The following is a 24,599-nucleotide window of genomic DNA, read 5'->3' on the forward strand; positions in this document are numbered from 1 at the left end:
AATTTACACTTGTTCCGTTAAACCAATCATAAACCTCTTTCTCTTTACAGTCCAATTCCTTATTTTTAACGAGCTTAATAAATAACTAATTATACCACCAAATGAAAGTAGCATCTTTAATGCGTTACCCCCTATCTTTTCTTGTTTTATTATCAATTCTTTTTTCTTGTGACAACACCCCAAAGATTCCTACAGAGATTCCGCTTGCCAAAGTAGAAGATTCTGTTAATGGTGTCCTTGCTGCCAAAGAAGCGAGGGCCAATATTTCACCATTTGTCGCAGATGGTATAACACTTTCATTATGGGCATCAGATTCCTTGGCTCCAGACCCTATTGCTATGGATATTGATAATGAAGGACGGGTTTACATTACCCGAACCAATCGTCAAAAAAATTCGGAATTCGATATTAGGCCTTATCAACATTGGATGATTCCTTCCATTGGTTTTCAGTCTATAGAAGATCGTCGTGCTTTTTTACATGAAACCTTTGCACCAGAAAAGAGTGAAGAAAATTCATGGCTAAAGGATTTAAATAAAGACTCCATCCACGATTGGAGAGATTTGGCCGTTGAGAAAGAAGAAGTTTGGATGCTGGAAGACAGAAACAACGATGGTGTTGCCGATATTTCCACTAGAATATTAGAGGATTTTAACACTGAAATTACGGACCCTGCCGGTGCTCTTTTGGTTCGTGACAACGATGTCTTTGTTGGTGCCGCTCCAGATATGTGGCGACTTACAGATACCAATGGAGATAAAGTTTTAGATACAAAAACCTCACTGGCCAATGGTTTTGCCGTTCATATTGGTTTTAGTGGTCATGGAATGTCTGGCGCCATTGAAGGACCAGACGGAAAAATTTATTGGGGCATTGGTGATATTGGTGCCAACCTTACCACAGTAGATGGTGTAAACCATAAATACCCAAATCAAGGAATAATAGTACGTTGTAATCCTGATGGTTCTGACTTTGAAATTTTTGCAAGGGGACTACGAAATACACATGAGTTTGTTTTTGATGAATATGGAAATATAATTTCTTCAGACAATGATGGGGATCATCGGGGCGAAAGTGAACGTTTGGTCTATATTGTTGAAGGTTCAGATGCAGGTTGGAGAAGCAATTGGCAGTATGGAAAATATGTAGACCCAAAAAACAACGGTTACAAAGTTTGGATGGATGAAAAACTGTATACCCCAAGATGGGAAGGACAGGCAGCCTATATAATTCCACCAATTAAAAACTTTCATAATGGCCCAACTGGGATGGTATACAATCCGGGAACAGCTTTGGGCAAGGATTGGTTAAACAAGTTCTTTTTGGTAGAATTTGTGGGCGATCCAAGTCTATCTCACATATGGTCTTTTGATTTAAAACCAAGTGGTGCTGGTTTTGAATTGAACAGTGATAATGACATGATCAGTGGAATTCTACCCACAGGTTTGGAGTTTGGCCCAGATGGTGCTTTGTACGCTGCAGATTGGATCAATGGATGGGGAACCAACAATGCAGGTCGTGTCTGGAAAATAGATGTGGTGGAAGATAAGAACGATCTAGAAGCAGAGAGAGAAGAAACCAAACGTCTTATGACTTTGAATTATAGTGACCAATCCAATGATGAATTGGTGGCACTATTACGCTACCCAGATATGCGTATTCGCCAAAAAGCTCAGTTTCAGTTGGCAAAAAGTACCTTTTGGGGATATAGAGCCCTAAAAAATGTACTTACCGAAGAAACAGACCAACTGGCAAGAATACATGCCATTTGGGGCATTGGGCAGATTGCAGGTGAAAATGCAAGTAAAGCAGAACCTCTGGTAGCTTTATTGCAAGATCAAGATGCGGAAATTGTGGCTCAAGCTGCTAAAATTTTAGGCGATGTAAAATATATGGAAGCCGCTGAACCTTTACTTCCACTTTTACAACATTCCAACGACCGCGTAAAATTCTTCGCTGCTCAAGCTTTGGGTAGATTGGAACATAAAGATGGCGTACAGGGATTATTGGACATGATTGTGGCCAATGCAGACAAAGATGTGTATTTAAGACATGCTGCCGTATTGGCTTTGAGCCGTATTGGGGCAGAAGAGCAAGTAGCCGCGCTTGTTGACAATGAAAATAGAAGCCTTAGAATTGCAGCCGTTTTAGTATTACGAAGATTGCAAAGTCCGTTGGTGGCGCAATTTCTAAATGATAAAGACGAATATATTGTTACAGAAGCTGCAAGGGCCATTAACGACGATTGGTCCATTGAACAAGCCTTGCCCGCTTTGGCAGCGATGTTAAATCAGACACAATTCACTTCCGAACCTTTGCTTCGCAGGGCCATTAATGCGGCATTGCGTGTGGGTGGGGAAAAAGAATTGAATGACCTTATCGCCTTTGCCAAAAGAACAAATGTTCCCAGTATTTTAAGAGGGGAAGCGTTGGCAACCATAGGTACATGGGCATCCCCTTCCACTTTGGACAGGGTAGATGGCCGCTTTAGAGGTGAAATTACTAGGGATGCCAATACGGTAAAACAAAAAATTGAAGGTGATATTCCTGCTTTCCTTGCGGATAAAGACCAAGAAATATTGATAGGCACCTCCAAGGTGTTAGGTGCTTTACAAATTGAAACCTATAACGATCAATTGCATAAAATAATGACAAGCCACAGTGCACCCCAAGTACGTGGTGCTATGTTAGAAGCTTTGGGTGGATTAAACTATGCCAATATGGAATCTTCCATGAAATTGGGTATGCAAGACAAAAACTGGCAAGTGCGGGCTTCTGCAGTTGGGCTTATTAGCAAATTGGACATCCCAAAAGAAAAACTACCTGCTATTGTTGGACCCGTTTTTAGAAATGGCTCTGTTGGTGAACAACAACGCTTAATGAGTGTGTTGGGAGAAATGCCTATAGAAAAAACCAGCGATGTATTAAGTGGATTAATTACTCAGGCGGATAAAAACCAGCTAAAGCAAGGAGTAATCTTAGATTTAATTGAAGCAGTAGAAGCAACAAAATCACCTTCATTAATTGCACAATTGGACAAAATTAAGAAAAGTGGTCAAACGGTTGATGCCTATAAAGAAACGCTGGAAGGCGGACAAAGATGGCCAGGAATGCAGGTGTTCAACAGCAATCCTACAGCACAATGTGTACGTTGCCATGCCGTAGGTGGTGCCGGTGGAAAAGTAGGCCCTGCATTGGATAATATTGGTAATATTTTGAGTCGAGAACAACTTCTGGAAGCTTTAATAGAACCAGGAAAACGTTTGGCACCAGGCTATGGCAGTGTAACCCTTACCTTAAAGGATGGGCAAGTGGTGACCGGTGTTTTAATGGAAGAGACCCAAGACCAGATTACATTAAAAACCAGTGATGCCGAGCCCTTTGTAGTAGCTACCTCTAGAATTGAAAAAAGGACAAATCTACCTTCTGGTATGCCAGCCATGGGTAGGTTAATAGAAAGAAGGGATTTACGTAATTTAATTGAATACCTAACTACGTTAAAAGTGGAGAATGAACGGGAGGCAGCGTCTCATTAAAAATATAGTAACAAAGAAGTTATACAAGTAACATTTCGGACGGATATGCTGAGCTAGTTGCCCGAAATGTTACTTGCAAGTTTGAAAAAAGTGAACTTCACGGAGAAACAAACACAAGAATTTTTCAAAAGAATTGAAAAATTGGACTCTGAATTAAAACCAAAGTTTGGAAAGATGAATGTCAACCAAATGGTTTGTCATTGTTCAGACTTTTTTCGCATGACTGGTGGAACCAAAAAAGCTCTAGAATATAGAGCTATAGATCCAAAAGAAATCATCCTCCTTGCACGCTCTGGAAAAACAACACCTGCCCCAAGGGGGTTTGGACAGATTGAAGGAAATGGAACTTTGCCAACCAATTTAGAAAATGACAAAAAAATTCTTAAAAAGCATATTCTTCAATTTTCACAATTTGGTAAGGACAAGAAATTTGCTGAACATCCATATTTTGGTATTATAAGCAGAGAACGCTGGATTGAACTTGCAAATTATCATTTGAATCATCATCTAAAACAATTCGGAGTTTGAAAAAGGAGGGGTAGCTAACAATTTATTAAAAACAATAGAATGCAAACTAAAAAACGTATACTATTTACAGGAGGATCAGGAAAAGCAGGAAAGCATGTAATTCCCTATCTTCTGGACCAAGGTCATAGCATATTGAATGTAGACCTAACGCCTTTGGACTGCCCAGGGTTGGATAATTTAATAGCTGACATTACAGATTCCGGACAAATGTTCAATGCCATGAGTTCGTACACGGGCTTGCATGAATTGGAACCCGGAAATGGCGTTCCAAAATTTGATGCCGTTGTACATTTTGCTGCCGTACCCAGAATATTGATCAAGCCTGATAATGAAACTTTTCGTGTTAACACAGTAGGCACCTACAATGTAATTGAAGCAGCTGTTAAGCTCGGTATTAAAAAAATAATTATTGCTTCATCAGAAACTACATATGGTATTTGTTTTTCAGATGGGGAAACCGACCCCAAAGTATTGCCGCTAGAGGAAGATTATGACGTGGACCCTATGGATAGCTACGGAATATCCAAGGTTGTAAATGAAAAAACGGCACAGGGTTTTCAACGACGGTCTGGCTTTGATATTTATGCCCTCCGAATCGGAAATGTGATAGAACCCCACGAATACACTGAACTGTTTCCACATTATTTTAAAAACCCTGAGGTACGGCGCAGAAACGCCTTCTGTTACATAGATGCACGTGACCTAGGGCAGATTGTAGATCTATGCCTAAAAAAAGATGGTCTAGGCTATCAAGTTTTCAATGCTGGGAACGACCACAATGGTGCTGTTCTAACCAATAAAGAATTAATTAAGAAGTTTTTCCCCAATGTGCCTATTAGTCGTGAATTAGAGGAGCATGAGGCGTTGTTTTCCAATCAAAAAATTCGTGAAGTTTTAGGTTTTAAAGAACAACACAACTGGCGCAACTATTTAAAGTGGGATTAAGGCAAAATAGAAATTACTTCATTCCTTTAATCACTATGGAACTTATTTTGTCTTTTCAACAGAGCCTTAAAGAGGGACGAAAAACTTTTTATAAGATTTCTCAATCATACTTCATTTCGAAATGACAAAGTACAAGGCTTTGTAAATCTGCCAAAAACAAGATATTACAGTTTATTTGTTTGACATTAAAAATAGTTTGTCATTCCGAATGAGGTACGAAGAGGAATCTCAAAACAACAAGATTTCTCGTCATTCATTCATTACTCTCTAGAACTAGAGGTCAAGAAATCATTTCACTCCTTTTAAAACCACAAATAGCCTAACTCTTTCACCGGTAAGCTAACCACTATTAAATGGTCCAGATATTCTCCCCATTATATGGAAGGCACCCCTTATAACTTCCTGGAATTGGGTCAAAACGCAATACGTTTTTTCCAATTTCCTCCGATGTAAAATAGCCTGTAAGGGTAAATTGCTTCACTCTTCGGTAAAAATCCAAAGGAGGTTGCGGTATAAGTTTACTTCCCCAAACAGTAGGCACAAATGTATTGGTCTCCTCCCCTACTTTTTTAAGGACCTCAGCACGTTCATCGCTGTTCATTTTTAAGAAAGATTTTCCATGTAGTTCTTCGCACGCAGCCATAAACTTTTCATATCCTTCCAACACGTGCTTTTGGTCTTCGGGGGATAGGGTTTCTTTGAACATGAGGTCCACAAAAATATCAACTTTTAAATCTTTTGCACCCGGGGTTTCCGTTCGCGGCAAAATCATATCAGTAATCTCTGAAACTACTTGCGCTTGTTCTTCCGTAAAAAACTGAGGTGTCCAATCCAATCGGTTTTGACTTTGACAGGATTGTAACATGGTAGACAATGTGCCACTAGATAAGGTAGCGCCAACCAACATAGCCGTATTTTTCAATGCTTTTCTTCTATCCATGGCCTATAAATTTTGCTTTTTTAATTCCTCCACTGCATGGTTTGCCGCTCTTGCCGTAATTGCCATATAGGTCAATGACGGGTTAACACAGGAGCTGGATGTCATACAGGCACCATCCGTTACAAAGACATTTTTAGCCGCATGTACTTGATTTGTACCATTAAGTACAGATGTTTTAGGGTCGCGTCCCATTCTAGCCGTTCCCATTTCATGTACTCCATGTCCCGGTGGACTTTTTGCATCAAAAGGCATTATATCCTTAAAACCGGCCTTTTCCAACATTTCCACAGCATCAGTTTTAATTTGTCTGTTCATTGCCAGTTCATTATCCTTAAATTCAGCATCTATGGACAAGGTAGACAATCCCCATTTGTTCTTTAATTCGTGATTTAAAGTAACTTTATTTTCATGGTTGGGCAAACACTCGGCAAAACCAGTAAGAAACATACCCCATCCTCCTGGTTTCATGAGTCCGTCTTTAAAGTCGGCCCCAAATTCATTATTGTTTACTCCAGAACCCCAGCCAGAACGACCCGCTCCTCCTTGAAATCCAAAACCACGTACAAAATCATTGGACTTTGTCTTTTCATCCAAATTCACATAACGGGGAATATAAATTCCATTAGGTCTACGCCCAGAATAGTATTTATCCAGAAAACCATCTATACCACCCATTGCACCAACTTTATACGTATGATCCATAAGGTTATGGCCCAATTCTCCACTATCGTTCCCAAAACCATTGGGAAAACGATTGGAAGTTGAATTAAGAAATATGGATGTAGTGCTCAAAGTAGAGGCATTGCTAAAAATAATTTTGGCATAGAATTCAATTTCCTCATTGGTTTCGGCATCTACAATACGCACTCCTGTAGCTTTGCCTTTTTTCTCGTCATAAATAATGGACGAGACTATGGAATGCGGTCGTAATGTTAAATTCCCTGTCTTTTCTGCAGCAGGTATTGTCACAGACATACTACTAAAATAAGCTCCATAAGGACAACCGCGAGAACATCTATTTCTAAATTGGCATTGTCCGCGACCATTAAGAGGTTGAGTTAAATGTGCAACACGACCAATAATTAAATGTCTGTCATAATTCTCTTCAATACTTTGTTTGGCGTGCTCTTCTACACAATTTAGCTCCATGGGAGGCAAGAAATGGCTATCTGGCAAATGTGGCAATCCCAAAGCCTCTCCACTTATACCTGCAAATTTTTCTACATAGGTATACCAAGGTTCAATATCTTTATATCTAATGGGCCAATCCACTCCATGACCATCCTTTGCATTAGCTTCAAAATCTAAGTCACTCCATCTATAGGTCTGTCTGCCCCAAAGCATGGAACGACCTCCAACTTGATGCCCACGCATCCATACAAAAGGTTTTACCTCCGTATAAGGATTATCTACATCATTTGCAATAAAATGCTTGCTATCGGCTCCCGCCCAACCTACTTCCGAAAATACTTTGTGTTTTTTTTGTTCTTCATAGGTAAGTGCTCCACGCAGTTTATAATCCCAGGTTTCATTGTGCATTGTTGGGTAATCCTGTAGATGTTTTACATCTCTACCACGTTCCAACACCAAGGTTTTTAGTCCGCCCTCACATAATTCTTTAGCGGCCCATCCCCCACTAATACCAGAGCCTATTACAATTGCGTCAAAGGTATTTTGTTTTTGAGCTTCAATATTTAAGTATGCCATTCTAGTTATTAATTGTTGAGTTTAGTTGGGTATCAAGATATAAAATTAATCCGTGTAAACCTTATTTTCCTGCTCTGCAACCCGTATAAACGTAGTCCGTTTAGTTAGTTCTTTAAGTCTTGCTGCCCCTACATAGGTACAGGTGCTGCGCAAACCACCCAAAATGTCCCTAAGCGTATCCGCTACATTACCTCTAAAAGGCACCTCAACAGTTTTACCCTCGCTGGCACGATATTCTGCTACCCCACCAACGTGTTTGTCCATAGCGGTGGCCGAACTCATTCCATAAAACCGTTTATAGGTTTTGCCATTTCTCTCTATCTCTTCCCCTCCACTTTCACTATGACCGGCCAACATACCCCCCAACATAACAAAATCTGCCCCTGCACCAAATGCCTTTGCCACATCACCCGGTGTTGTACAACCACCATCGCTTATAATTTGCCCTCCCAAACCATGGGCCGCATCTGCACACTCAACTATGGCAGATAATTGTGGATACCCGACACCTGTTTTTACCCTGGTCGTACAAACTGAACCAGGACCAATACCCACCTTTATAATATCTGCACCAGCCAATAGTAATTCTTCTACCATTTCACCAGTTACCACATTGCCAGCAATTATTACTTTATCTGGGTACTGGTTACGAATCTTCTTTACAAAATTTACAAAATGTTCGGAGTATCCGTTGGCCACATCTATACAAATAAACTTTAATTGGGGGTTGGATCTGAGAACGGTCGCCACTTTTTTAGCATCCTCAACACCTGTACCCATACTTATGGCTATATGGTCCACTATATCCTCTGGAGTGTTTTTTAAAAAGTCGTTCCACTCCTCAACAGTATAATGTTTATGAATAGCTGTGAACAATTGGTATTTATAAATGGACAATGCCATATTAAATGTTCCGACCGTGTCCATATTGGCGGCCATAATAGGAACACCTGTCCAATTGGTTTTGCTGTGCAAAAATTTAAATTCTCGCACCAAATTAACATTGGACCTACTTTTTAGGGTAGATCGCTTAGGCCGAATCATTACATCTTTAAAACCAAGCTTTATTTCATATTCAATTCTCATAGTCCTACTATTATACTTCGTACCAAAAGTAAATTTAATTCGGTGGTTTTTAAGGTTTTTAAAGATCAACATATGAACACTTAGAAACTATTTTGTAGTATTTATGTACTATTTAATAAAAATTATCGTTATTTGTAATAATCTTTTTCTTACAATAGTTAAGTCAATGATTTGGTTTACATAAAGTTACCCTGAAAAATATGATCCCACCCTTAGAACATCCAAACGAAACAGGAAGGTTGGAAGAATTGAATTCGTATTCAATCCTGGATACCCTTCCTGAAGAAGATTATGACAACTTAACTGAAATAGCAGCTGAAATATGTGGTACGCCAATTTCCCTAGTAAGTTTATTGGATGACAAAAGACAATGGTTCAAATCTCATCATGGCCTCAATGCAGAAAGTACTCCTAAGGAATATGCCTTTTGCGCCCATGCTATCCATGAGGATGAAATTTTTATTATTCAAGATTCAAGAACGGATAATCGTTTTCATGACAATCCACTTGTAACAGGTGAGCCCAAGGTAATCTTTTATGCTGGAGTCCCCCTTGTAACCGAGCAAGGACTTCCTTTAGGCACACTTTGTGTAATTGACCATACGCCCAAATTGCTAAGCAAAAGCCAAATAGGTTCTTTAAAGGCATTGGCAAAACAAGTCATGAATCTATTGGAGCTAAGAAAAAGCAATGCTTTATTGGAAACATCCATGGCAAGTTTAAAAGAGAAAAATGAAGAACTGGAGCAATTTGCTTACATCGCTGCCCATGATTTAAAATCACCATTAAACAATATTTCCAGTATTTCCGAACTGTTTTCTGAGAGTTATGGCCCAGATATGGATGAAGAGGGTAAAATGATGCTAAGTTTTATTAAAAACGCTTCAGACAAATTAAAAGGACTTGTTGATGGCCTTTTGCAATATAGTAGAAGTGATAGTGTTTTCAAGGAAGGTGATTCCCTTATCAATTTAGAATCGTTAAAGTCAGATATTTTGGGCCTATATTCCTATGACAATGAAATAAGCATCGATTTAAAATCCAACGTAAAGGAAGTTAAAACAAATAGGGCCGCCATAAATCAAATACTAATGAACCTTATTAGTAATGCCATAAAATACAGCGACAAAGAACATGTGAAAATTGAATTGGGCATTTTTGATATTGACAATAACTATGAATGTTACGTTAAGGACAATGGTCCGGGAATACCCTCTGATCAACACGAAAAAATATTTGAAATTTTTATCACCTCCACCGAAAAGGACAAATACGGAAATGCCGGAAATGGATTGGGACTGGCTACCGTAAAAAAAATAGTGGAAAAAATGGGTGGTTCCATAAAAGTAGAATCATCCCTAGGAAAAGGTGCCAACTTTATATTTAGAATACAAAAATAAAATCAAAGGGTTTTTATATTGGCTTTAGCTTCTTCAAACTCCTTCATCATATCTGCAACAATTTGGACGGCAGGTTTAATATCATGTATAAGGGCAGAAACCTGACCTATTTCCAGTTCACCTTCCTTCATATCACCTTCAAACATACCTTTTTTGGCACGACCTCTTCCTAAAAGCGCCTTCAACTCTTCCATAGAAGCTCCATTTACATAAGCTTGTTGTACTTCTTTATAAAATTCATTTTTCAACAAACGAACTGGTGTCAATTCCTTAAGTGTCAGCTCAGTGTCCCCTTCCTGGGCTTCCACAACTCTTTTCTTAAACAATGCATGGGATGAAGCCTCTACACTTGCCACAAAACGGCTACCTACCTGAACACCATCTGCACCCAATATCATAGCTGCCAACATTGATTTTCCAGAACCGATTCCTCCGGCCGCAATTATTGGGACACTTATTTTTTCTTTTACCGATGGAATTAAAACCAAAGTGGTTGTCTCATCCCTACCGTTGTGTCCGCCAGCTTCAAAACCTTCCGCAACAATCGCATCCACTCCAGCATCCTGTGCTTTTAGGGCAAATTTCACGCTACTTACCACATGTACCACGGTTATTCTATTTTTCTTTAGAAAAGAGGTCCATGTTTTTGGGTTCCCCGCAGCAGTAAAAACAATTTTAACACCCTCCTTCACAATAATATCCATCAATTTTTCAATTTCTGGATAAAGCATAGGGATATTTACACCAAAGGGTTTATCTGTAGCTTGTCTACACTTATGAATATGTTCTTGTAACACCCCTGGATACATACTTCCTGCTCCCAAAACACCCAGTCCCCCTGCATTGGAAACTGCGGAGGCCAACCGCCAACCACTGTTCCAAACCATTCCTGCTTGAATGATGGGATATTTTATTCCGAAAAGCTTGGTGATTCTATTCTCCATATACTCTGTAGTTCCCATTAATATGAAAATAGCTATTTATCCTAAGATATAACTCCAGAACCAATTAATTCATCCTCTAAATACCATGCTACAAACTGACCTTCTGTAATTGCAGATTGTTTCTCCTGAAAATCTACATAAAGGCCAGAATCAACTTTATAAATAGTTGCTTTGCTCAAAGCTTGTCTATACCTAATTCGGGCTAAAACTTCCATAGACTCATCCACCTTTAATGCCAAATCGGGACGTACCCAGTGCAATTCTTCATTGTTGACAAATAAAGTTCTCCGGTACAATCCTGGATGTTCCTTACCTTGTCCAGTATAAATTACATTTTTCTCCACATCTGTATCAATAACAAATAAAGGTTCTTTAGTACCGCCAACAGCTAAACCTTTACGTTGTCCCTTTGTAAAATAATGTGCCCCTTGGTGTTCTCCTACCACTTTACCATCCTCAATATGGTACTCAGGTTTCTCGGCAAAATAAGCTAGCTCCAAATCTTTAGAATCAAATTCAGGTATGGGTTTTTGATAAAGTTCAAAGTCTGAAGGCACTTCTACTATCACTCCATTCTTTGGCCTAAGTTTTTGTTGTAAAAAATCTGGTAAGCGAACTTTACCAATAAAACAAAGACCTTGCGAATCTTTTTTATCAGCTGTAATTAAATTATTTTCTGCTGCAATTCTGCGCACTTCAGGTTTTTGTAACTCGCCAATTGGAAAAAGTGTTTTTGCCAACTGCTCTTGTGAAAGCTGACATAAAAAATAGGACTGGTCTTTATTGCCATCTGCTCCTGCCAATAATTGATAAGTTTCGGTTCCATCTTCATTCTTTATGATGCCCCTTCTACAATAATGTCCCGTAGCCACATAATCGGCACCTAATTGGAGGGCAATTTTCATAAAAACATCAAACTTGATCTCTCTATTGCACAACACATCTGGGTTGGGTGTTCTTCCCTTTTCATACTCATTGAACATATAATCCACAATACGCTCCTTATATTGTTCACTTAAATCAACTGTTTGGAAAGGAATTCCTAATTTATCAGCTACAATCAAGGCATCATTACTATCCTCCAGCCAAGGGCATTCATCAGAAATGGTAACCGAATCATCGTGCCAATTTTTCATAAAAAGCCCAATGACATCGTACCCCTGCTCTTTTAAAAGATAGGCCGCTACGCTAGAATCTACCCCTCCGGACAAACCAACAACAACTTTTTTCATTTTATTATAAAAAGTGGAACAAAAATACAATTTAATAAGCTTAAAATATAAAGGATTTGTCTTCTTAACTAATACCCTTACTATCAAAAGTTGAGCTATTGGCCTTAAAATCAATACTATTTTGTTAAACTTTATTTAAAAAACATTAAACAATATTATTTTTGTTTAACTTTATTTCATAATTATTAAACATAATATTTAATAACCTAAAAAAACAAAAATGAAAAAGTTACTTAATTTGAAGACAGTCATTGCTGTTTTAGCAATGACTGTCTTGTTCGTTTCATGTTCCAATGATGACAATGCGCCTGATCCAGAACCAATTCAGGAAGAACCAGATATAGTAGAATTAGCAGTAGCCACTTCTGATTTAAGTAGTCTTGTTGCGGCCCTGCAGAGCGCTGATCTTGTTAACACACTGCAAGGTGATGGTCCCTTTACGGTATTTGCTCCAACAAATGAAGCTTTTACCGCATTCTTGAGTGATAACAATTTTGCCTCTTTAGAAGATGTCCCAGTAGAGGTTTTAACACAGGTACTTTTAAATCATGTAGTTTCTGGCGAAAATTTGTCCAATAGCCTTTCTAATGGATATATAAGTTCTTTATCTACAGCTGGAGTGGATGGAAACAATCTTAGTTTGTACATAAATACCTCCAGTGGTGTAAATATCAATGGAGTTGCAAATGTTACTACTGCAGACGTAGCTGCCACCAATGGTGTGGTTCATGTTGTTGATGGAGTCATAGGTTTACCCAATATCGTTGACCATGCAGTGGCAAATGAAAATCTTTCAGAATTAGTTGGAGCTTTAACGGCTGATGGAAATACAACATTTACCACCTTGCTTTCTTCTGATGATACAGATTTTACCGTTTTTGCCCCCTTAAATACGGCCTTTAGCGCCTTTACCAATCCCAATGGCAACGATCTTTCGGATATCTTATCAAATCATGTCATTTCGGGGGCCGCTCTTTTATCAACAAGCTTAAGTAATACATACGCCAATACGGTAGCCACAAACGTGGATGGAGATTATTTGAGTATTTATGTTAATACGGATAGTGGTGTTAGTTTGAATGGAACTAGTAATGTAGGATTAGCAGACATTGTTGCGACCAATGGTATTATACATGCCGTTGATGAAGTAATAGATATACCAACAGTAGTGACTTTTGCCATAGCAAATCCTACTTTTGCACCTCTTGTTGAAGCATTGACAACTGCTACACCCGCAACGGATTTTGCCGCTGTGTTAGGTGGTGAAGGTCCTTTCACGGTCTTTGCCCCAACAGAAATGGCTTTTCAAGCCCTTTTGGATAGCAATATGGATTGGAATACCGTAAGTGATATTGATGAGGCTTTATTATCCTCTGTTCTGCAACATCATGTTGTCAATGGAAATGTTCGTTCTGGTGACTTAACAGACGGTATTTCACCCGCAACACTGGAAGGGGACAATATTACCATTAACCTACCAGGAACAGGCGATAATATTGCCGATGTTACAGATGGAAGTGGGGCTTCGGATATTGGAATCATAGCTGTTGACGTACAAGCCGGGAATGGAGTTATCCATGTCATCAACAAGGTAATGATACCAGATACAGAAAATTAAGAATTCTTAATCAACTGGGTATAAAAAATTAATTAAATGGGAAAAAGCTATGAAAAGGTAATTTGGTTGGTTTTATTTTGGTTGGTTAATAATTGGGAATCCTTCTAGCTTTTTTAGGAGGATTTTCTTTTTAGAATCAATCTCACTCTATTATTTTCATTCTAAAGTATAGTTGATGCCCCAAAGCTCACCTAAAAAAGCTCACCTAAATTTATATATCAATAAACTTACTTTAGTACCCCTTGCAAAAAAAATCAAATTAAACCTCTATCATTTTATGACCTTTTCATACTATATTATTAATGTTGTTGCATTAAAACACATTTAATCAACACAATAGGGCTATCCTTAAAACTTAATTAAGAGAGTTTAGGCACAAAACGGCTTTTTGGTTTTTAGATTATAAGTGGTGTAGTCTATATAATAGACAAAATTTTATTGCCAAATTTGGCTATTTCCACTTTCCAAAAAACAGTTCACAATATCCCCATTATAAAAAACAAAGGAGTATAAATTTAAGTTGGTTTATTTTTTTTCCTACAAAGACAACACACATTTTTTTCAAACATCAATTTAAGATGGTTTTATAGATAGTTTTCTTATTTATACAACTCTTATTTTATTTATCCGAATGGGTGTCACATCTTTGAAATCCCAAATCTTTCCAAACTAAACCTAGTTGGTGATAAAAACCCCGAACCATATGGCCGGGGTTTTTTATTACCTAAATAATCTATGGTGTTTAAAAGAGATTATTTCTTTCCTGTTTTCTTTTGAGCTTCCGCCTGCTCCATCATCTCTCGCATTTTTGCTTGAAACTTATTTTCTTTTTTAGGTTTCTTTTTATTCTCTTGTATTTGGGCATGGATTTTATCATCGTCAAGAATAAACTTCTTGATAACCAACATTATTCCAATGGTAATCAAATTAGATACAAAATAGTACAAACTTAATCCACTTGCATAGTTGTTAAAGAAAATCAGCATAAAGAGTGGCGATAGGTACATAATGAATTTCATGTTCGGCATACCTGGCTGTTGTGGCATATTCTGGCCTGTGGTCATCATCATATAAAAGAAAATCGCTATTGACGCCAAAATAGGAAACAAACTCACATGGTCCCCATAAAATGGAATATTGAAAGGCAATTGTGCAACAACATCATAGGATGAAAGGTCTTCTGCCCATAAAAATGATTTTTGCCTTAAAGCAAATGATGTGGGGAAGAACATAAACAAGGCATAGAAAACGGGCATTTGTAACAATGCGGGCATACACCCGCTCATAGGGTTCACCCCCGCTTTGCGGTTCAATTTCATAGTTTCCTGTTGCCTCTTCATGGCATTGTCCTTGTACTTTTCATTGATTTCTGAAATCTCTGGCTTTAATACTTTCATTTTTGCCTGAGACAAATAAGACTTATAGGTCAATGGAGACATGAGCAACCTTATCAAAATGGTCATCACAACAATTGCAATACCATAAGGCAGGAATGAACTTAAGAAAGTGTATAAAGGTGTAAACAGATATCTATTGATCCAACCAAAGATGCCCCATCCAAATGGAATGGAATCCACAAGACCTAATTCCTTGTATTGTGACAGTACTTTTACATCTGTTGGTCCATAATACCAATTCATATTTTGTGAAAGTTCACCACCATCCATGTCCAATTGTACTTTAGAGCTATATTCTTTTGTGAACCCTAAGGTTTTATCTTCTTGCTCTACAAGGTTTATAGAGCTTAAATCAGCAGATGCAAAAAGAGTTTTGGTAGCCAAAATAGAACTAAAAAAGTGTTGTCTATAGGATAGCCATTTAACATCCGTCTCGGTTTCCTCATCATCGCTACCCTCAGAGAGTTTGCTTATTTTACCATCATCATGGTTATAGGTTAAACGAGTATATCTATTTTCATACTGTACACTTTTATTGTGGCGAATACCTTTAACATCCCATTCCAAATTCACAGGCTGGCCTGCATTGATGACCCCGTTCAATCCTTGGGAACGTATAGTAAAATCCACCAAGTAATCATCGGGTTTCATTTCATACCTGTATTCCAAAAATTGATTTTCAGAAACCTTGGCTTTCATTGACAGCACTTGGTTATCCCCATTTTTCGCCATAGAAGGCTCAAAAAACATGTCCTTGGTATGTAGCACCCTATTATCAGATGTGGAAAAATTAAGCCCAAAAGTAGCATTACCGTCTTTGATAAGATACACGGGAACTGAGTCATAGGTGACAAAATTCTTCATCTTAGCCTCAACTATCTGCCCTCCTTTATTGCTAATTTCCAAATACACCAAATCATTCTCCAATATAGTGGTGCCTTCGACGGGATTTGTGAATCCAAAAGCGCCCAATGAACTCTTATAGTTTGCAACTGTAGTTGAATCTTGTAGGTTTACAACTGGAGCAGTTGTTGTAGTGGCATTCTTATTGGTTTCTAAAGCTTTAGCTTCTGCCTCAACTTGCTCAATTTCGGCTTTCTTAGCCTCTATTTCCTCTGGTGTTGGTTGATTTTGGTAAAACATAAAGATGAGTATCCCAAAAATCAATACAAATCCAATTATAGAATTTATATCCAGTTTCTTTTCTTCCATTTAAATAAGCTCTAGTTTATTTTACTTGTGGTAAATTTCTGCCTTTCAGTTTGCAAATATATGCCCAATTGTGCATTTTATGCCAAACTGGCATTAGTTTGTTGCTTTTTGTGTTTTAAAGCAGCTTGTACAAACCCCACAAAAAGAGGGTGTGGATTGGCAACTGTACTCTTATATTCTGGGTGATATTGCACTCCAATGAACCAAGGGTGTGAAGGCAATTCTACTATTTCTACCAAGCCTGTTTCTTTGTTTATACCAGAAGCAATAAGCCCGGATGACTCTAGTTGGTCCTTATAAGCATTGTTAAATTCATAACGATGGCGATGTCTTTCTGATATATCAGTCGCTCCATGGTAAACCTCTTGTGCCAAGCTTCCTTTTGCCAATTCACAATCCCATGCCCCCAATCGCATAGTACCCCCTTTATTGACAACCGTCTTCTGCTCTTCCATTAAATTAATAACAGGATGTGGACTGTTCTCGTCCATCTCAGTAGAATTTGCTTTGGCAAGACCCAATACATTTCTTGCGCTTTCTATCACGGCCATTTGCATGCCCAAACAGATTCCTAAAAAAGGGATTTTGTTTTCCCTAGCATATTGTACCGCTTTTATTTTTCCCTCTATACCTCGCTCACCAAATCCCGGAGCAACAAGAATACCATCTAGACCTTTCATTTTATTTTCAAAACCTCTAGTGATATATTCAGAGTGAATAGACTTTACATTCACTTTCACCTCATTAGTGGCTCCCGCATGTATAAAGGATTCCAAAATAGACTTATAGGAATCTTGTAATTCTACATATTTTCCAATAAGCCCAATGGTAACTTCGTTCTTTGGATTTTTATGTCTATCCAAAAATTGATTCCAATTGGTCAAATCTGGAACCATATCATCAGAAAGTTTTAGTTTTTCAAGAGCTACGGTATCTAAACCTTCTTCCTGCATTAAAATAGGCACATCATAAATGGTAGAAGCATCTATGGATTGTATAACCGCTTCCTTTTTAACATTACAGAACAAAGCTAGCTTTTCCTTAATATCATCTGAAATCTCATGTTCTGTTCTACAAACAAGAATGTCTGCCTTTATACCACTTTCCATCAATGTTTTAACAGAGTGTTGTGTGGGTTTTGTTTTTAGTTCGCCAGCAGCGGATAAATATGGAACCAAGGTAAGATGAATGACAATACCATTGTTATCTCCTAATTCCCAAAGCAATTGTCTTACCGCTTCTATATAAGGTAAGGATTCTATATCCCCAACAGTTCCGCCAATTTCGGTGATAACAATATCATATTCTCCACTTTTCCCCAAAATCTGAACCCGTTCCTTAATCTCATTGGTGATATGGGGTACAACCTGAACTGTTTTGCCCAAAAATTCTCCTCTTCGCTCCTTTTCGATTACACTTTGGTAAATTCTTCCTGTTGTTACATTATTGGCCTGTGAAGTTCTTACGTTTAAAAAACGCTCATAATGACCTAAATCCAAATCTGTTTCCGCACCATCATCCGTAACATAACATTCACCATGCTCGTAAGGGTTCAATGTTCCAGGGTCTACATTTATATATGGATCTAATTTTTGAATGGTAGTTTTATATCCCCTGGCTTGTAGTAATTTAGCCAAGGATGCGGCAATAATTCCTTTTCCCAAAGAGGATGTTACGCCTCCCGTAACGAAAATGTACTTTGTTTGTGACATATTTAGTTATCCTGTTACGGGGTGTAAAGATACACATTGCCAGAATAAATTAAGGGGAATCTACAGGGAAATCTTTCCGAATTTTTCTAATTAAAGGCTCTAATCCATTAATTTTAATTTCCAGCATGGCTTCCAGTAAGTTACCTAATTTGCCTGCTGGGAATCCTTCTTGTTTAAACCAAACCAAGTAAGGTTCTGGCAAATCTACCAAATAACGCCCCTTAAATTTTCCAAAGGGCATTTTGTAATGTGCCAACTCAATTAGTTTTTGTTTATCTGGTTGTATTTCCATTTTTAAATTTAAAAAGATATCTTTAGTGAAATCAATTTTACCATCTAATGAAACGTAGAAATTTTATCACATCCGCTGCCGCTGCATCTGTTGGGGTTATGGCTTGCAAAACTGCCTCAGGGGCCGAAATTACCACAATAAATGAAACCGAATTAAAAAATAATATCAATCACAGTGCATGTCGTTGGTGTTACAACGATATTCCTTTTGAAGAATTACTTCAACATTTTAATACGCTGGGAATAAAAGCAATTGACCTAGTTGGGCCAGAAGAATGGCCTTTAATGAAGAAGTACAATATTCATGCCTCCATGTGCTGGGGGGCTGGAAAAGGCATTTTAGAGGGCTGGAACGACCCAAAATTACATGAAGAGCTGATTGCAGATTACAAACAAATGATTCCTAGGGTTGCAGAAGCTGGATACACCAACCTTATTTGTTTTAGTGGAAACCGAAATGGCATGAACGACCTTGTTGGCCTACATAACTGTGTCGAAGGTCTAAAACAAATAGTTCCACTTGCAGAAGAGCACGGTGTGGTGCTACAAATGGAATTATTGAATTCCAAAGTAGACCATAAAGACTATATGTGCGACAATAGTTTATGGGGCATAGAACTCTGTAGAAGGTTGGGTTCCGACAATTTTAAACTATTATATGATATTTACCATATGCAAATTATGGAAGGGGATGTTATTAGAAACATACAAGAATATCACCAATATTATGGTCACTATCATACCGGTGGCAATCCTGGGAGACATGAGATTGATGAAACCCAAGAATTGTACTACCCTGCGATAATGAAAGCTATAATAGAGACTGGTTTTAAAGGACACGTGGCACAAGAATTTATCCCCACATGGGAAGATAAGATTGCTGCCCTAAAACAAGGGATCACTATTTGTGATGTGTAATAGCACCTTTAAAATGCCCATATAAACACACTACTTCTTAAAAACCCCATTTACCCGTAATTTGAAGAATATCAAATGCAAACAATCGTCAAAATATTGATTATTGGGCTTTTAATCGTCAGCTGCCGAGAGAATACATCTGGCCAAAAAATGAGAGGTGAAAAAAAAGAATTCAATCAAGATTTAGCTGATGAACTCAAAAGAATGGCAGAAGTAGATCAAATTGCCGCTTACATACCTCAAGGTGAGTATAAAGAAATGACTGAATCTGAATGGCAATCATTTAAGGATAGTGTTTTTACCACTCATCAAAAAAGGATTGAAGAAGTTTTTAATGAATTTGGATTTGTTGGTTATGATGTGGTTGGGAAAGAAGGATCTTCAAATTTCTGGGTAATGGTTCAACATTCGGATCATAACCCAGAATTTCAGAAAGAAGTATTAAAGAAAATGAAAGTAGAGGTTGATAAAGGAAATACTGATTCCCGAAACTATGGGCTTTTGGTTGATCGAGTAAAATTGAATACCGGTCAAGCCCAAGTTTATGGAACTCAAGTTAGCTACAATATGGAAGTTTGTCAAGCTTTTCCAAAAAATCTTGGTGATAGTATAAATGTCAATAAAAGGAGAAAAGAAATTGGTCTTGAACCGTTGGAAAACTATTTAAACGATATGGCCAAAATGAATTTTGAAATGAATAAAGAACATTACTCTAAAAAAGGGGTCATGGAACCTAAACTATATAAAACAGAATAAAAGCAAACAGCAAGAGATGTGTTTGATCACCCATGTGGAAATCCCATTTAATAACTGCAGATTAAGGTAAAAAAGCATCCTAGACCAACTTCTTAAAACAGTTATTTACTCCAAAAGCTCAGCCACTTTCTTATTCCATTCCAACTGCTTTTCAGTATCTCTGGAGAAATTGGTTTCCCAATCATACAGTTCCTGAAAGTCGCTTAGTTCCTTTAGAATGTCCTTATAAATCGTTCGTACTTCTTCCTTTATCTTTAGCGTAAACGTAAGCTCGTTTAAACGCTTTTTAAACTTTCTGGCAAAGAGTTCCGATATATCAAAATGTAACTGCTCATGACTTAAAATAATATCATCACAAACTTCTTTTTTGTACCATGATTTATCTGGATAGAAAAAAGTGTTCACTTTAAATTCAACCTCAACTTCGCTTCCCCTTGCCAAACTTGAAAAACTATAGGTAATTCCACTAGCAGTAACTGCTGCGGCATTTGAACCTACTTTGGGCTTGGCCCTAAAATCCTTCCATGTTAATCCCCTTCCCTTGGCCCAAGGGATGGTATCCAATATTTGGCAATAAGAACTTAATGATGTACTTAATAAGACAAGTAGTACTATTTTCTTCAAAATACCCATATTTTGCAATACAGAAACTCTACAGATTTATTCAGGTTTCACTTCCTTTACCCACATATCCTCATATTTCATAATATAAGACGAGGTATTAAAATATCCCGAAGCCAAATCCTTGCTATAATTAAATTTATTTCCTGTATACTCAGTTTCTCCAATAACGCTGGATACTTCAAATAAGTTGTTCTTATAGGCAAGTTTTAACAATAAGTCATAGGCAAGGTCAAAACCTCTAGTAGCATATTGATCCGGAGTGGAACCAAACCTCTTTCTATACATTTTTACAAAAGAATCGTTTGGAGCATTTCTATATACAGAAGGGTAGCAAAAATTAAGATTGGAAAGATGTGTATTGGAAATCACATTGTTCTCAAAGGCACTGTTATAATCTGTTGTGAATACCCTTATCTTGGACTCCTCTGTATTTGTTGAATTCAAAATCGAAATAACACTGGACACTACTTTAAAATTATCGGTTTCAACAAAGACCCAATTCTCCTTTTCCTCTGACAAAAACGTTTTAAACTTATCTATATCCAAGGAGATATTCTTTTCAGATTCACTTATCTCAATAGAACTGGCCAAGGGAAAGTGCTGTAAAATTTTATTTTTAGAAGCTTCATGGGACACCCCGTATATTACAATAATGTTCTCATCTGTCCTTTTATTCTCCACATAAGAAATCATACGGTCGCGTAAAATACTATCCGCTGGTTTGGAAAAGAATACATTGCTAAGGCTGATATCACTTTCGGATGCAATAGGAGAGATAACAGGTATTTGATAATTTGATGCCTGTACGGCTACTTCCTTTAATGAGTGTGGGTTTAATGGACCAATTATAGCACTTACACCCATTAAATTCTCTTTTAACAAAATTTCTTTCGATTTGTTCAAGCTCAATTCTGTATCAAAAACTTTTACATCAACTGATATTCCCAATTTTTTAATAGAGTCCAAAGCGACCAATGTCCCGGAATACAATCCCAAAACGGATTTGGAAATCCTGTCCTTTGATAAAATCTTTGTAGCCTTATCCTTGTCATTAATATCAATCCGGTCCAATCTAAAAGGTAGCAAAACCAGCAATTTTGGCCTGTTCATTGTATTAATACTGTCCAACAGATTTATTTTATCCAAAATCAAAGAGTTCTTTACCTCCAAATCCCCTGTTTTGTCTTTGGGAAGTTTTAATATCATTCCTGCTTTAAGACCATTGATCAATTCTGGGTTCAGGTCCAAAAGATCCCTATAAGTTACATCCAAATTCCGCGTTAATGAATATTCGGTCTGTTTTGGTTTTACTTCATAAAAAATATAGTTGTCCGTATTAACTACTGCAGTAGACACCTTTTTTTGCGGAATACGTAGAACCATCCCTTCTTTAAGTCCACCTCTCTCCCCTATTTCAGGGTTTAATTTCATTAATTCTGCCGAAGTTACTCCAAACTCTTTTTCCAGACTGTAAAATGTTTGCTTGGCCGGCACGGTATAAGATTGATAAAGTTGCACCACTTGTTCTGGCACCCCTTCGGGTCTGGGGAGCTTTAATTGCTGCCCTTCCGCCAAATTATCATTTGCCTTGGACAATTGAGGGTTTAATACCAACATACTATCTATGGTAATACCATATCGGTGGGCAATACTCCATCTAGTTTCCTTGGGTTGCACCGTATAAACCTCAAAACCCTGTTGATTTAATAACTCTTCTTCTGTTAGAACAACTTCCGGAAATTTTGGAATCTGCAAACGCATTCCTTTTTTAAGTTGAATAGAATAGAGCTCTTTATTGTACTTTTTAATATCTTCTTGGGTAACATCATACCGCTGTGCAATACCAAAAAGTGTTTCTCTTTTTCGAACTTTATGAGTGGTAAAACCAATAGGTTCCTGTTGTACTACAACCACTTCCTCCGTTTTGGCATCTCCCGAAACTTCTTCATTGGTTGCATTGGGGTTCAACGGAATGACCAAAATAGTATTGGGCAAGAGGGTCTGTCCCTGCTTAATTTCTTTATTAAAGGAAAGAATATTATAGGGTGTTACCTTGTATTTCTTAGCTATATTCTCCAATGTTTCCCCTTCCTTTACTTTATGTATAGGGTTCTGTTGTGCCGAAACATGAATGCTAAAAAGCAAAAGCAACGTTACTATCCATACTAATTTATAAGGCATTTTTCTCATAGTTATTATTCCCATTCTATTGTGGCAGGCGGTTTAGAGCTAATATCGTATACTACTCTATTAACGCCCCTTACTTTATTTATTATTTCATTCGAGGTTTTCTGTAAAAACTCATAGGGTAAATTAACCCAATCGGCTGTCATGCCATCCGTACTTTCCACAGCTCTTAAAGCTACGCATTTTTCATAAGTACGCTCGTCTCCCATAACCCCCACACTATTTACGGGTAAAAGCATAGCTCCGGCCTGCCAAACTTTATCATAAAGTCCCCATTCTTTTAATCCGTTAATAAAAACGGCGTCCACTTCTTGCAAAATACGCACTTTTTCGGCGGTAATATCCCCAAGAATTCTTATTGCCAATCCAGGTCCTGGAAAGGGATGGCGGCCTAAAATGGATTTTTCCATGTCCATACTGGCACCCACTCTTCGCACCTCATCTTTAAACAACATTTTTAATGGCTCTACCACTTTTAATTTCATAAAATCTGGCAATCCTCCCACATTATGGTGGCTTTTTATGGTTGCAGAAGGGCCCCCTGTAACAGAAACCGACTCAATTACATCAGGATATATTGTTCCTTGTGCCAACCATTTTGCATTTTCTACCAAATGCGCCTCGTCATCAAAAACCTCTATAAATACACGACCAATAATCTTGCGTTTCTTCTCTGGATCGCTCTCTCCTGCCAATTCGTCCAAAAAGCGTGCCGAAGCATCTACTCCCTTTACATTGAGCCCCATTCCTTCGTACTGTTCCAGCACATCATGGAACTCATTTTTTCTCAATAGACCGTTGTTCACAAAAATACAATGTAGGTTTTTGCCAATGGCCTTGTGCAAGAGCATGGCGGCCACACTGGAATCCACACCACCGGAAAGCCCCAAAATTACACGATCATCTCCTAACTTTTCTTTTAGGGCCAAAACTGTGGTTTCCACAAAAGAATCTGGTGTCCATGTCTGCTCCAAACCTGAAATATGCACCAAAAAATTCTCCAATAATTGTTTCCCATCTTTAGAATGATATACTTCTGGGTGAAACTGAATAGCATACGTTTGCTCTCCCTCTATCTTAAAAGCAGCATTTTCAACATCGGGTGTACTGGCAAGCATAGTGGCACCAGTTGGTAATTCCTTAATGGTATCGCTATGACTCATCCAAACTTGGGAGCCTTCGGAAATATGGTCAAAAAGTTCATTTTCTTTGATATAACTCAAATTAGCTCTTCCATATTCCCTTGTATTGGAAGGAGATACACTACCACCACCAAAATGTGCCAAATACTGTGCTCCATAACAAATGGCCAAAATGGGTTTTTTGCCCTTGATTTCATCCAGCTCGGGATGGGCAACATCATCTCCTCTGACCGATAATGGACTACCAGATAAGATTATTGCCTTGAAATCCAATATGTTTTTTGGTGGTTTGTTATAAGGATGAATTTCCGAATAAATATTGAGTTCCCTTACTCTACGGCCAATCAATTGTGTAAACTGAGAACCGAAGTCTAGAATTAAAACCTTGTTTTGCATGCGCAAAAATAGCAATTTGAACTATTTT

The 24,599-nt window shown here is 37.9% G+C and carries 18 protein-coding genes; 7 read left to right on the forward strand and 11 right to left on the reverse strand.

Annotated elements, in window-relative coordinates:
* Positions 1-101: 101 nt before the first annotated feature.
* From GGR42_RS04770 to GGR42_RS04780, 3 genes are all read left to right on the forward strand, one after another.
* On the forward strand, positions 102-3,536 hold the full coding sequence (locus GGR42_RS04770; protein ID WP_167961365.1) for a DUF7133 domain-containing protein: 3,435 nt from the start codon (positions 102-104) through the stop codon (positions 3,534-3,536).
* Positions 3,537-3,602: 66 nt separating this feature from the next.
* The gene (locus tag GGR42_RS04775; RefSeq protein WP_167961367.1) at positions 3,603-4,064 is read left to right on the forward strand and encodes a DUF1569 domain-containing protein; all 462 of its coding nucleotides are present in this window, start codon (positions 3,603-3,605) and stop codon (positions 4,062-4,064) included.
* A gap of 39 nt (positions 4,065-4,103) precedes the next feature.
* A complete protein-coding gene (locus GGR42_RS04780) occupies positions 4,104-5,009 on the forward strand; it encodes an NAD-dependent epimerase/dehydratase family protein (protein ID WP_167961369.1) in 906 nt (301 codons plus the stop codon).
* 349 nt (positions 5,010-5,358) lie between these two features.
* Here the strand turns inward: GGR42_RS04780 and GGR42_RS04785 are convergent, their stop codons facing one another.
* From GGR42_RS04785 to GGR42_RS04795, 3 genes are read right to left on the reverse strand one after another with little or no spacing between them, the layout of a single operon-like run.
* Positions 5,359-5,949: a gluconate 2-dehydrogenase subunit 3 family protein gene (locus GGR42_RS04785; RefSeq protein WP_167961371.1), complete on the reverse strand. Its 591-nt coding sequence runs from the start codon at positions 5,947-5,949 to the stop codon at positions 5,359-5,361.
* Positions 5,950-5,952: 3 nt separating this feature from the next.
* The gene (locus GGR42_RS04790; RefSeq protein ID WP_167961373.1) at positions 5,953-7,656 is read right to left on the reverse strand and encodes a GMC oxidoreductase; all 1,704 of its coding nucleotides are present in this window, start codon (positions 7,654-7,656) and stop codon (positions 5,953-5,955) included.
* A gap of 45 nt (positions 7,657-7,701) precedes the next feature.
* Complete coding sequence (locus tag GGR42_RS04795; RefSeq protein WP_167961376.1) at positions 7,702-8,742, reverse strand: GMP reductase; 1,041 nt, start codon at positions 8,740-8,742, stop codon at positions 7,702-7,704.
* Positions 8,743-8,942: 200 nt separating this feature from the next.
* On the opposite strand from GGR42_RS04795, the gene GGR42_RS04800 reads away from it, so the two are divergent.
* Positions 8,943-10,142 carry a sensor histidine kinase gene (locus tag GGR42_RS04800; protein ID WP_167961378.1) on the forward strand — a complete coding sequence of 400 codons (1,200 nt, stop codon included), beginning with the start codon at positions 8,943-8,945 and terminating at the stop codon, positions 10,140-10,142.
* A 2-nt stretch (positions 10,143-10,144) separates the two neighbouring features.
* On the opposite strand, the gene GGR42_RS04805 is transcribed toward GGR42_RS04800, so the two are convergent.
* Positions 10,145-11,086 carry an NAD(P)H-dependent flavin oxidoreductase gene (locus tag GGR42_RS04805; protein ID WP_167964352.1) on the reverse strand — a complete coding sequence of 314 codons (942 nt, stop codon included), beginning with the start codon at positions 11,084-11,086 and terminating at the stop codon, positions 10,145-10,147.
* 41 nt (positions 11,087-11,127) lie between these two features.
* Positions 11,128-12,318: a tRNA 2-thiouridine(34) synthase MnmA gene (mnmA, locus tag GGR42_RS04810; RefSeq protein WP_167961380.1), complete on the reverse strand. Its 1,191-nt coding sequence runs from the start codon at positions 12,316-12,318 to the stop codon at positions 11,128-11,130.
* Positions 12,319-12,538: 220 nt separating this feature from the next.
* Between mnmA and GGR42_RS04815 the strand changes: the two genes are divergently transcribed.
* Complete coding sequence (locus GGR42_RS04815; protein WP_167961383.1) at positions 12,539-13,936, forward strand: fasciclin domain-containing protein; 1,398 nt, start codon at positions 12,539-12,541, stop codon at positions 13,934-13,936.
* A 752-nt stretch (positions 13,937-14,688) separates the two neighbouring features.
* On the opposite strand, the gene yidC is transcribed toward GGR42_RS04815, so the two are convergent.
* The 3 genes from yidC to GGR42_RS04830 form a co-directional block, all read right to left on the reverse strand.
* Complete coding sequence (yidC, locus tag GGR42_RS04820; protein ID WP_167961385.1) at positions 14,689-16,545, reverse strand: membrane protein insertase YidC; 1,857 nt, start codon at positions 16,543-16,545, stop codon at positions 14,689-14,691.
* A gap of 77 nt (positions 16,546-16,622) precedes the next feature.
* Positions 16,623-18,257, reverse strand: coding sequence for a CTP synthase (locus tag GGR42_RS04825; RefSeq protein ID WP_167961387.1), 1,635 nt, complete (start codon positions 18,255-18,257; stop codon positions 16,623-16,625).
* Between the two features lie 49 nt (positions 18,258-18,306).
* Positions 18,307-18,549: a DUF3820 family protein gene (locus tag GGR42_RS04830; RefSeq protein ID WP_167961390.1), complete on the reverse strand. Its 243-nt coding sequence runs from the start codon at positions 18,547-18,549 to the stop codon at positions 18,307-18,309.
* A 47-nt stretch (positions 18,550-18,596) separates the two neighbouring features.
* Here GGR42_RS04830 and GGR42_RS04835 point away from each other — a divergent pair, with 47 nt between their 5' ends.
* On the forward strand, positions 18,597-19,466 hold the full coding sequence (locus GGR42_RS04835) for a hydroxypyruvate isomerase family protein (RefSeq protein WP_167961392.1): 870 nt from the start codon (positions 18,597-18,599) through the stop codon (positions 19,464-19,466).
* Positions 19,467-19,616: 150 nt separating this feature from the next.
* On the forward strand, positions 19,617-20,222 hold the full coding sequence (locus GGR42_RS04840) for a DUF6624 domain-containing protein (protein WP_245201393.1): 606 nt from the start codon (positions 19,617-19,619) through the stop codon (positions 20,220-20,222).
* Between the two features lie 105 nt (positions 20,223-20,327).
* Here GGR42_RS04840 and GGR42_RS04845 read toward each other — a convergent pair whose 3' ends face one another.
* From GGR42_RS04845 to guaA, 3 genes are read right to left on the reverse strand one after another with little or no spacing between them, the layout of a single operon-like run.
* Entirely contained in the window at positions 20,328-20,855 is a 528-nt protein-coding gene (locus tag GGR42_RS04845) for a DUF922 domain-containing protein (RefSeq protein WP_167961396.1), read from the reverse strand.
* Between the two features lie 27 nt (positions 20,856-20,882).
* Positions 20,883-23,036 carry a LysM peptidoglycan-binding domain-containing protein gene (locus GGR42_RS04850; RefSeq protein ID WP_245201394.1) on the reverse strand — a complete coding sequence of 718 codons (2,154 nt, stop codon included), beginning with the start codon at positions 23,034-23,036 and terminating at the stop codon, positions 20,883-20,885.
* Between the two features lie 5 nt (positions 23,037-23,041).
* Positions 23,042-24,571 (reverse strand): glutamine-hydrolyzing GMP synthase, encoded by a 1,530-nt coding sequence (gene guaA, locus GGR42_RS04855; RefSeq protein WP_167961400.1) that lies wholly within the window; start codon positions 24,569-24,571, stop codon positions 23,042-23,044.
* Positions 24,572-24,599 lie beyond the last annotated feature (28 nt).

The sequence above is a fragment of the Saonia flava genome (assembly GCF_011927795.1).
In the GTDB taxonomy this organism is placed as follows: Bacteria; Bacteroidota; Bacteroidia; order Flavobacteriales; family Flavobacteriaceae; genus Saonia; species Saonia flava.

Excerpts from the sequence above, each read along its gene's own strand:
- GGR42_RS04770 (WP_167961365.1), top strand. The coding sequence starts at position 102 with ATGAAAGTAGCATCTTTAATGCGTTACCCCCTATCTTTTCTTGTTTTA.
- GGR42_RS04775 (WP_167961367.1), top strand. The coding sequence starts at position 3,603 with ATGTTACTTGCAAGTTTGAAAAAAGTGAACTTCACGGAGAAACAAACA.
- GGR42_RS04780 (WP_167961369.1), top strand. The coding sequence starts at position 4,104 with ATGCAAACTAAAAAACGTATACTATTTACAGGAGGATCAGGAAAAGCA.
- GGR42_RS04785 (WP_167961371.1), bottom strand. The coding sequence starts at position 5,949 with ATGGATAGAAGAAAAGCATTGAAAAATACGGCTATGTTGGTTGGCGCT.
- GGR42_RS04790 (WP_167961373.1), bottom strand. The coding sequence starts at position 7,656 with ATGGCATACTTAAATATTGAAGCTCAAAAACAAAATACCTTTGACGCA.
- GGR42_RS04795 (WP_167961376.1), bottom strand. The coding sequence starts at position 8,742 with ATGAGAATTGAATATGAAATAAAGCTTGGTTTTAAAGATGTAATGATT.
- GGR42_RS04800 (WP_167961378.1), top strand. The coding sequence starts at position 8,943 with ATGATCCCACCCTTAGAACATCCAAACGAAACAGGAAGGTTGGAAGAA.
- GGR42_RS04805 (WP_167964352.1), bottom strand. The coding sequence starts at position 11,086 with ATGGAGAATAGAATCACCAAGCTTTTCGGAATAAAATATCCCATCATT.
- mnmA (WP_167961380.1), bottom strand. The coding sequence starts at position 12,318 with ATGAAAAAAGTTGTTGTTGGTTTGTCCGGAGGGGTAGATTCTAGCGTA.
- GGR42_RS04815 (WP_167961383.1), top strand. The coding sequence starts at position 12,539 with ATGAAAAAGTTACTTAATTTGAAGACAGTCATTGCTGTTTTAGCAATG.
- yidC (WP_167961385.1), bottom strand. The coding sequence starts at position 16,545 with ATGGAAGAAAAGAAACTGGATATAAATTCTATAATTGGATTTGTATTG.
- GGR42_RS04825 (WP_167961387.1), bottom strand. The coding sequence starts at position 18,257 with ATGTCACAAACAAAGTACATTTTCGTTACGGGAGGCGTAACATCCTCT.
- GGR42_RS04830 (WP_167961390.1), bottom strand. The coding sequence starts at position 18,549 with ATGGAAATACAACCAGATAAACAAAAACTAATTGAGTTGGCACATTAC.
- GGR42_RS04835 (WP_167961392.1), top strand. The coding sequence starts at position 18,597 with ATGAAACGTAGAAATTTTATCACATCCGCTGCCGCTGCATCTGTTGGG.
- GGR42_RS04840 (WP_245201393.1), top strand. The coding sequence starts at position 19,617 with ATGAGAGGTGAAAAAAAAGAATTCAATCAAGATTTAGCTGATGAACTC.
- GGR42_RS04845 (WP_167961396.1), bottom strand. The coding sequence starts at position 20,855 with ATGGGTATTTTGAAGAAAATAGTACTACTTGTCTTATTAAGTACATCA.
- GGR42_RS04850 (WP_245201394.1), bottom strand. The coding sequence starts at position 23,036 with ATGAGAAAAATGCCTTATAAATTAGTATGGATAGTAACGTTGCTTTTG.
- guaA (WP_167961400.1), bottom strand. The coding sequence starts at position 24,571 with ATGCAAAACAAGGTTTTAATTCTAGACTTCGGTTCTCAGTTTACACAA.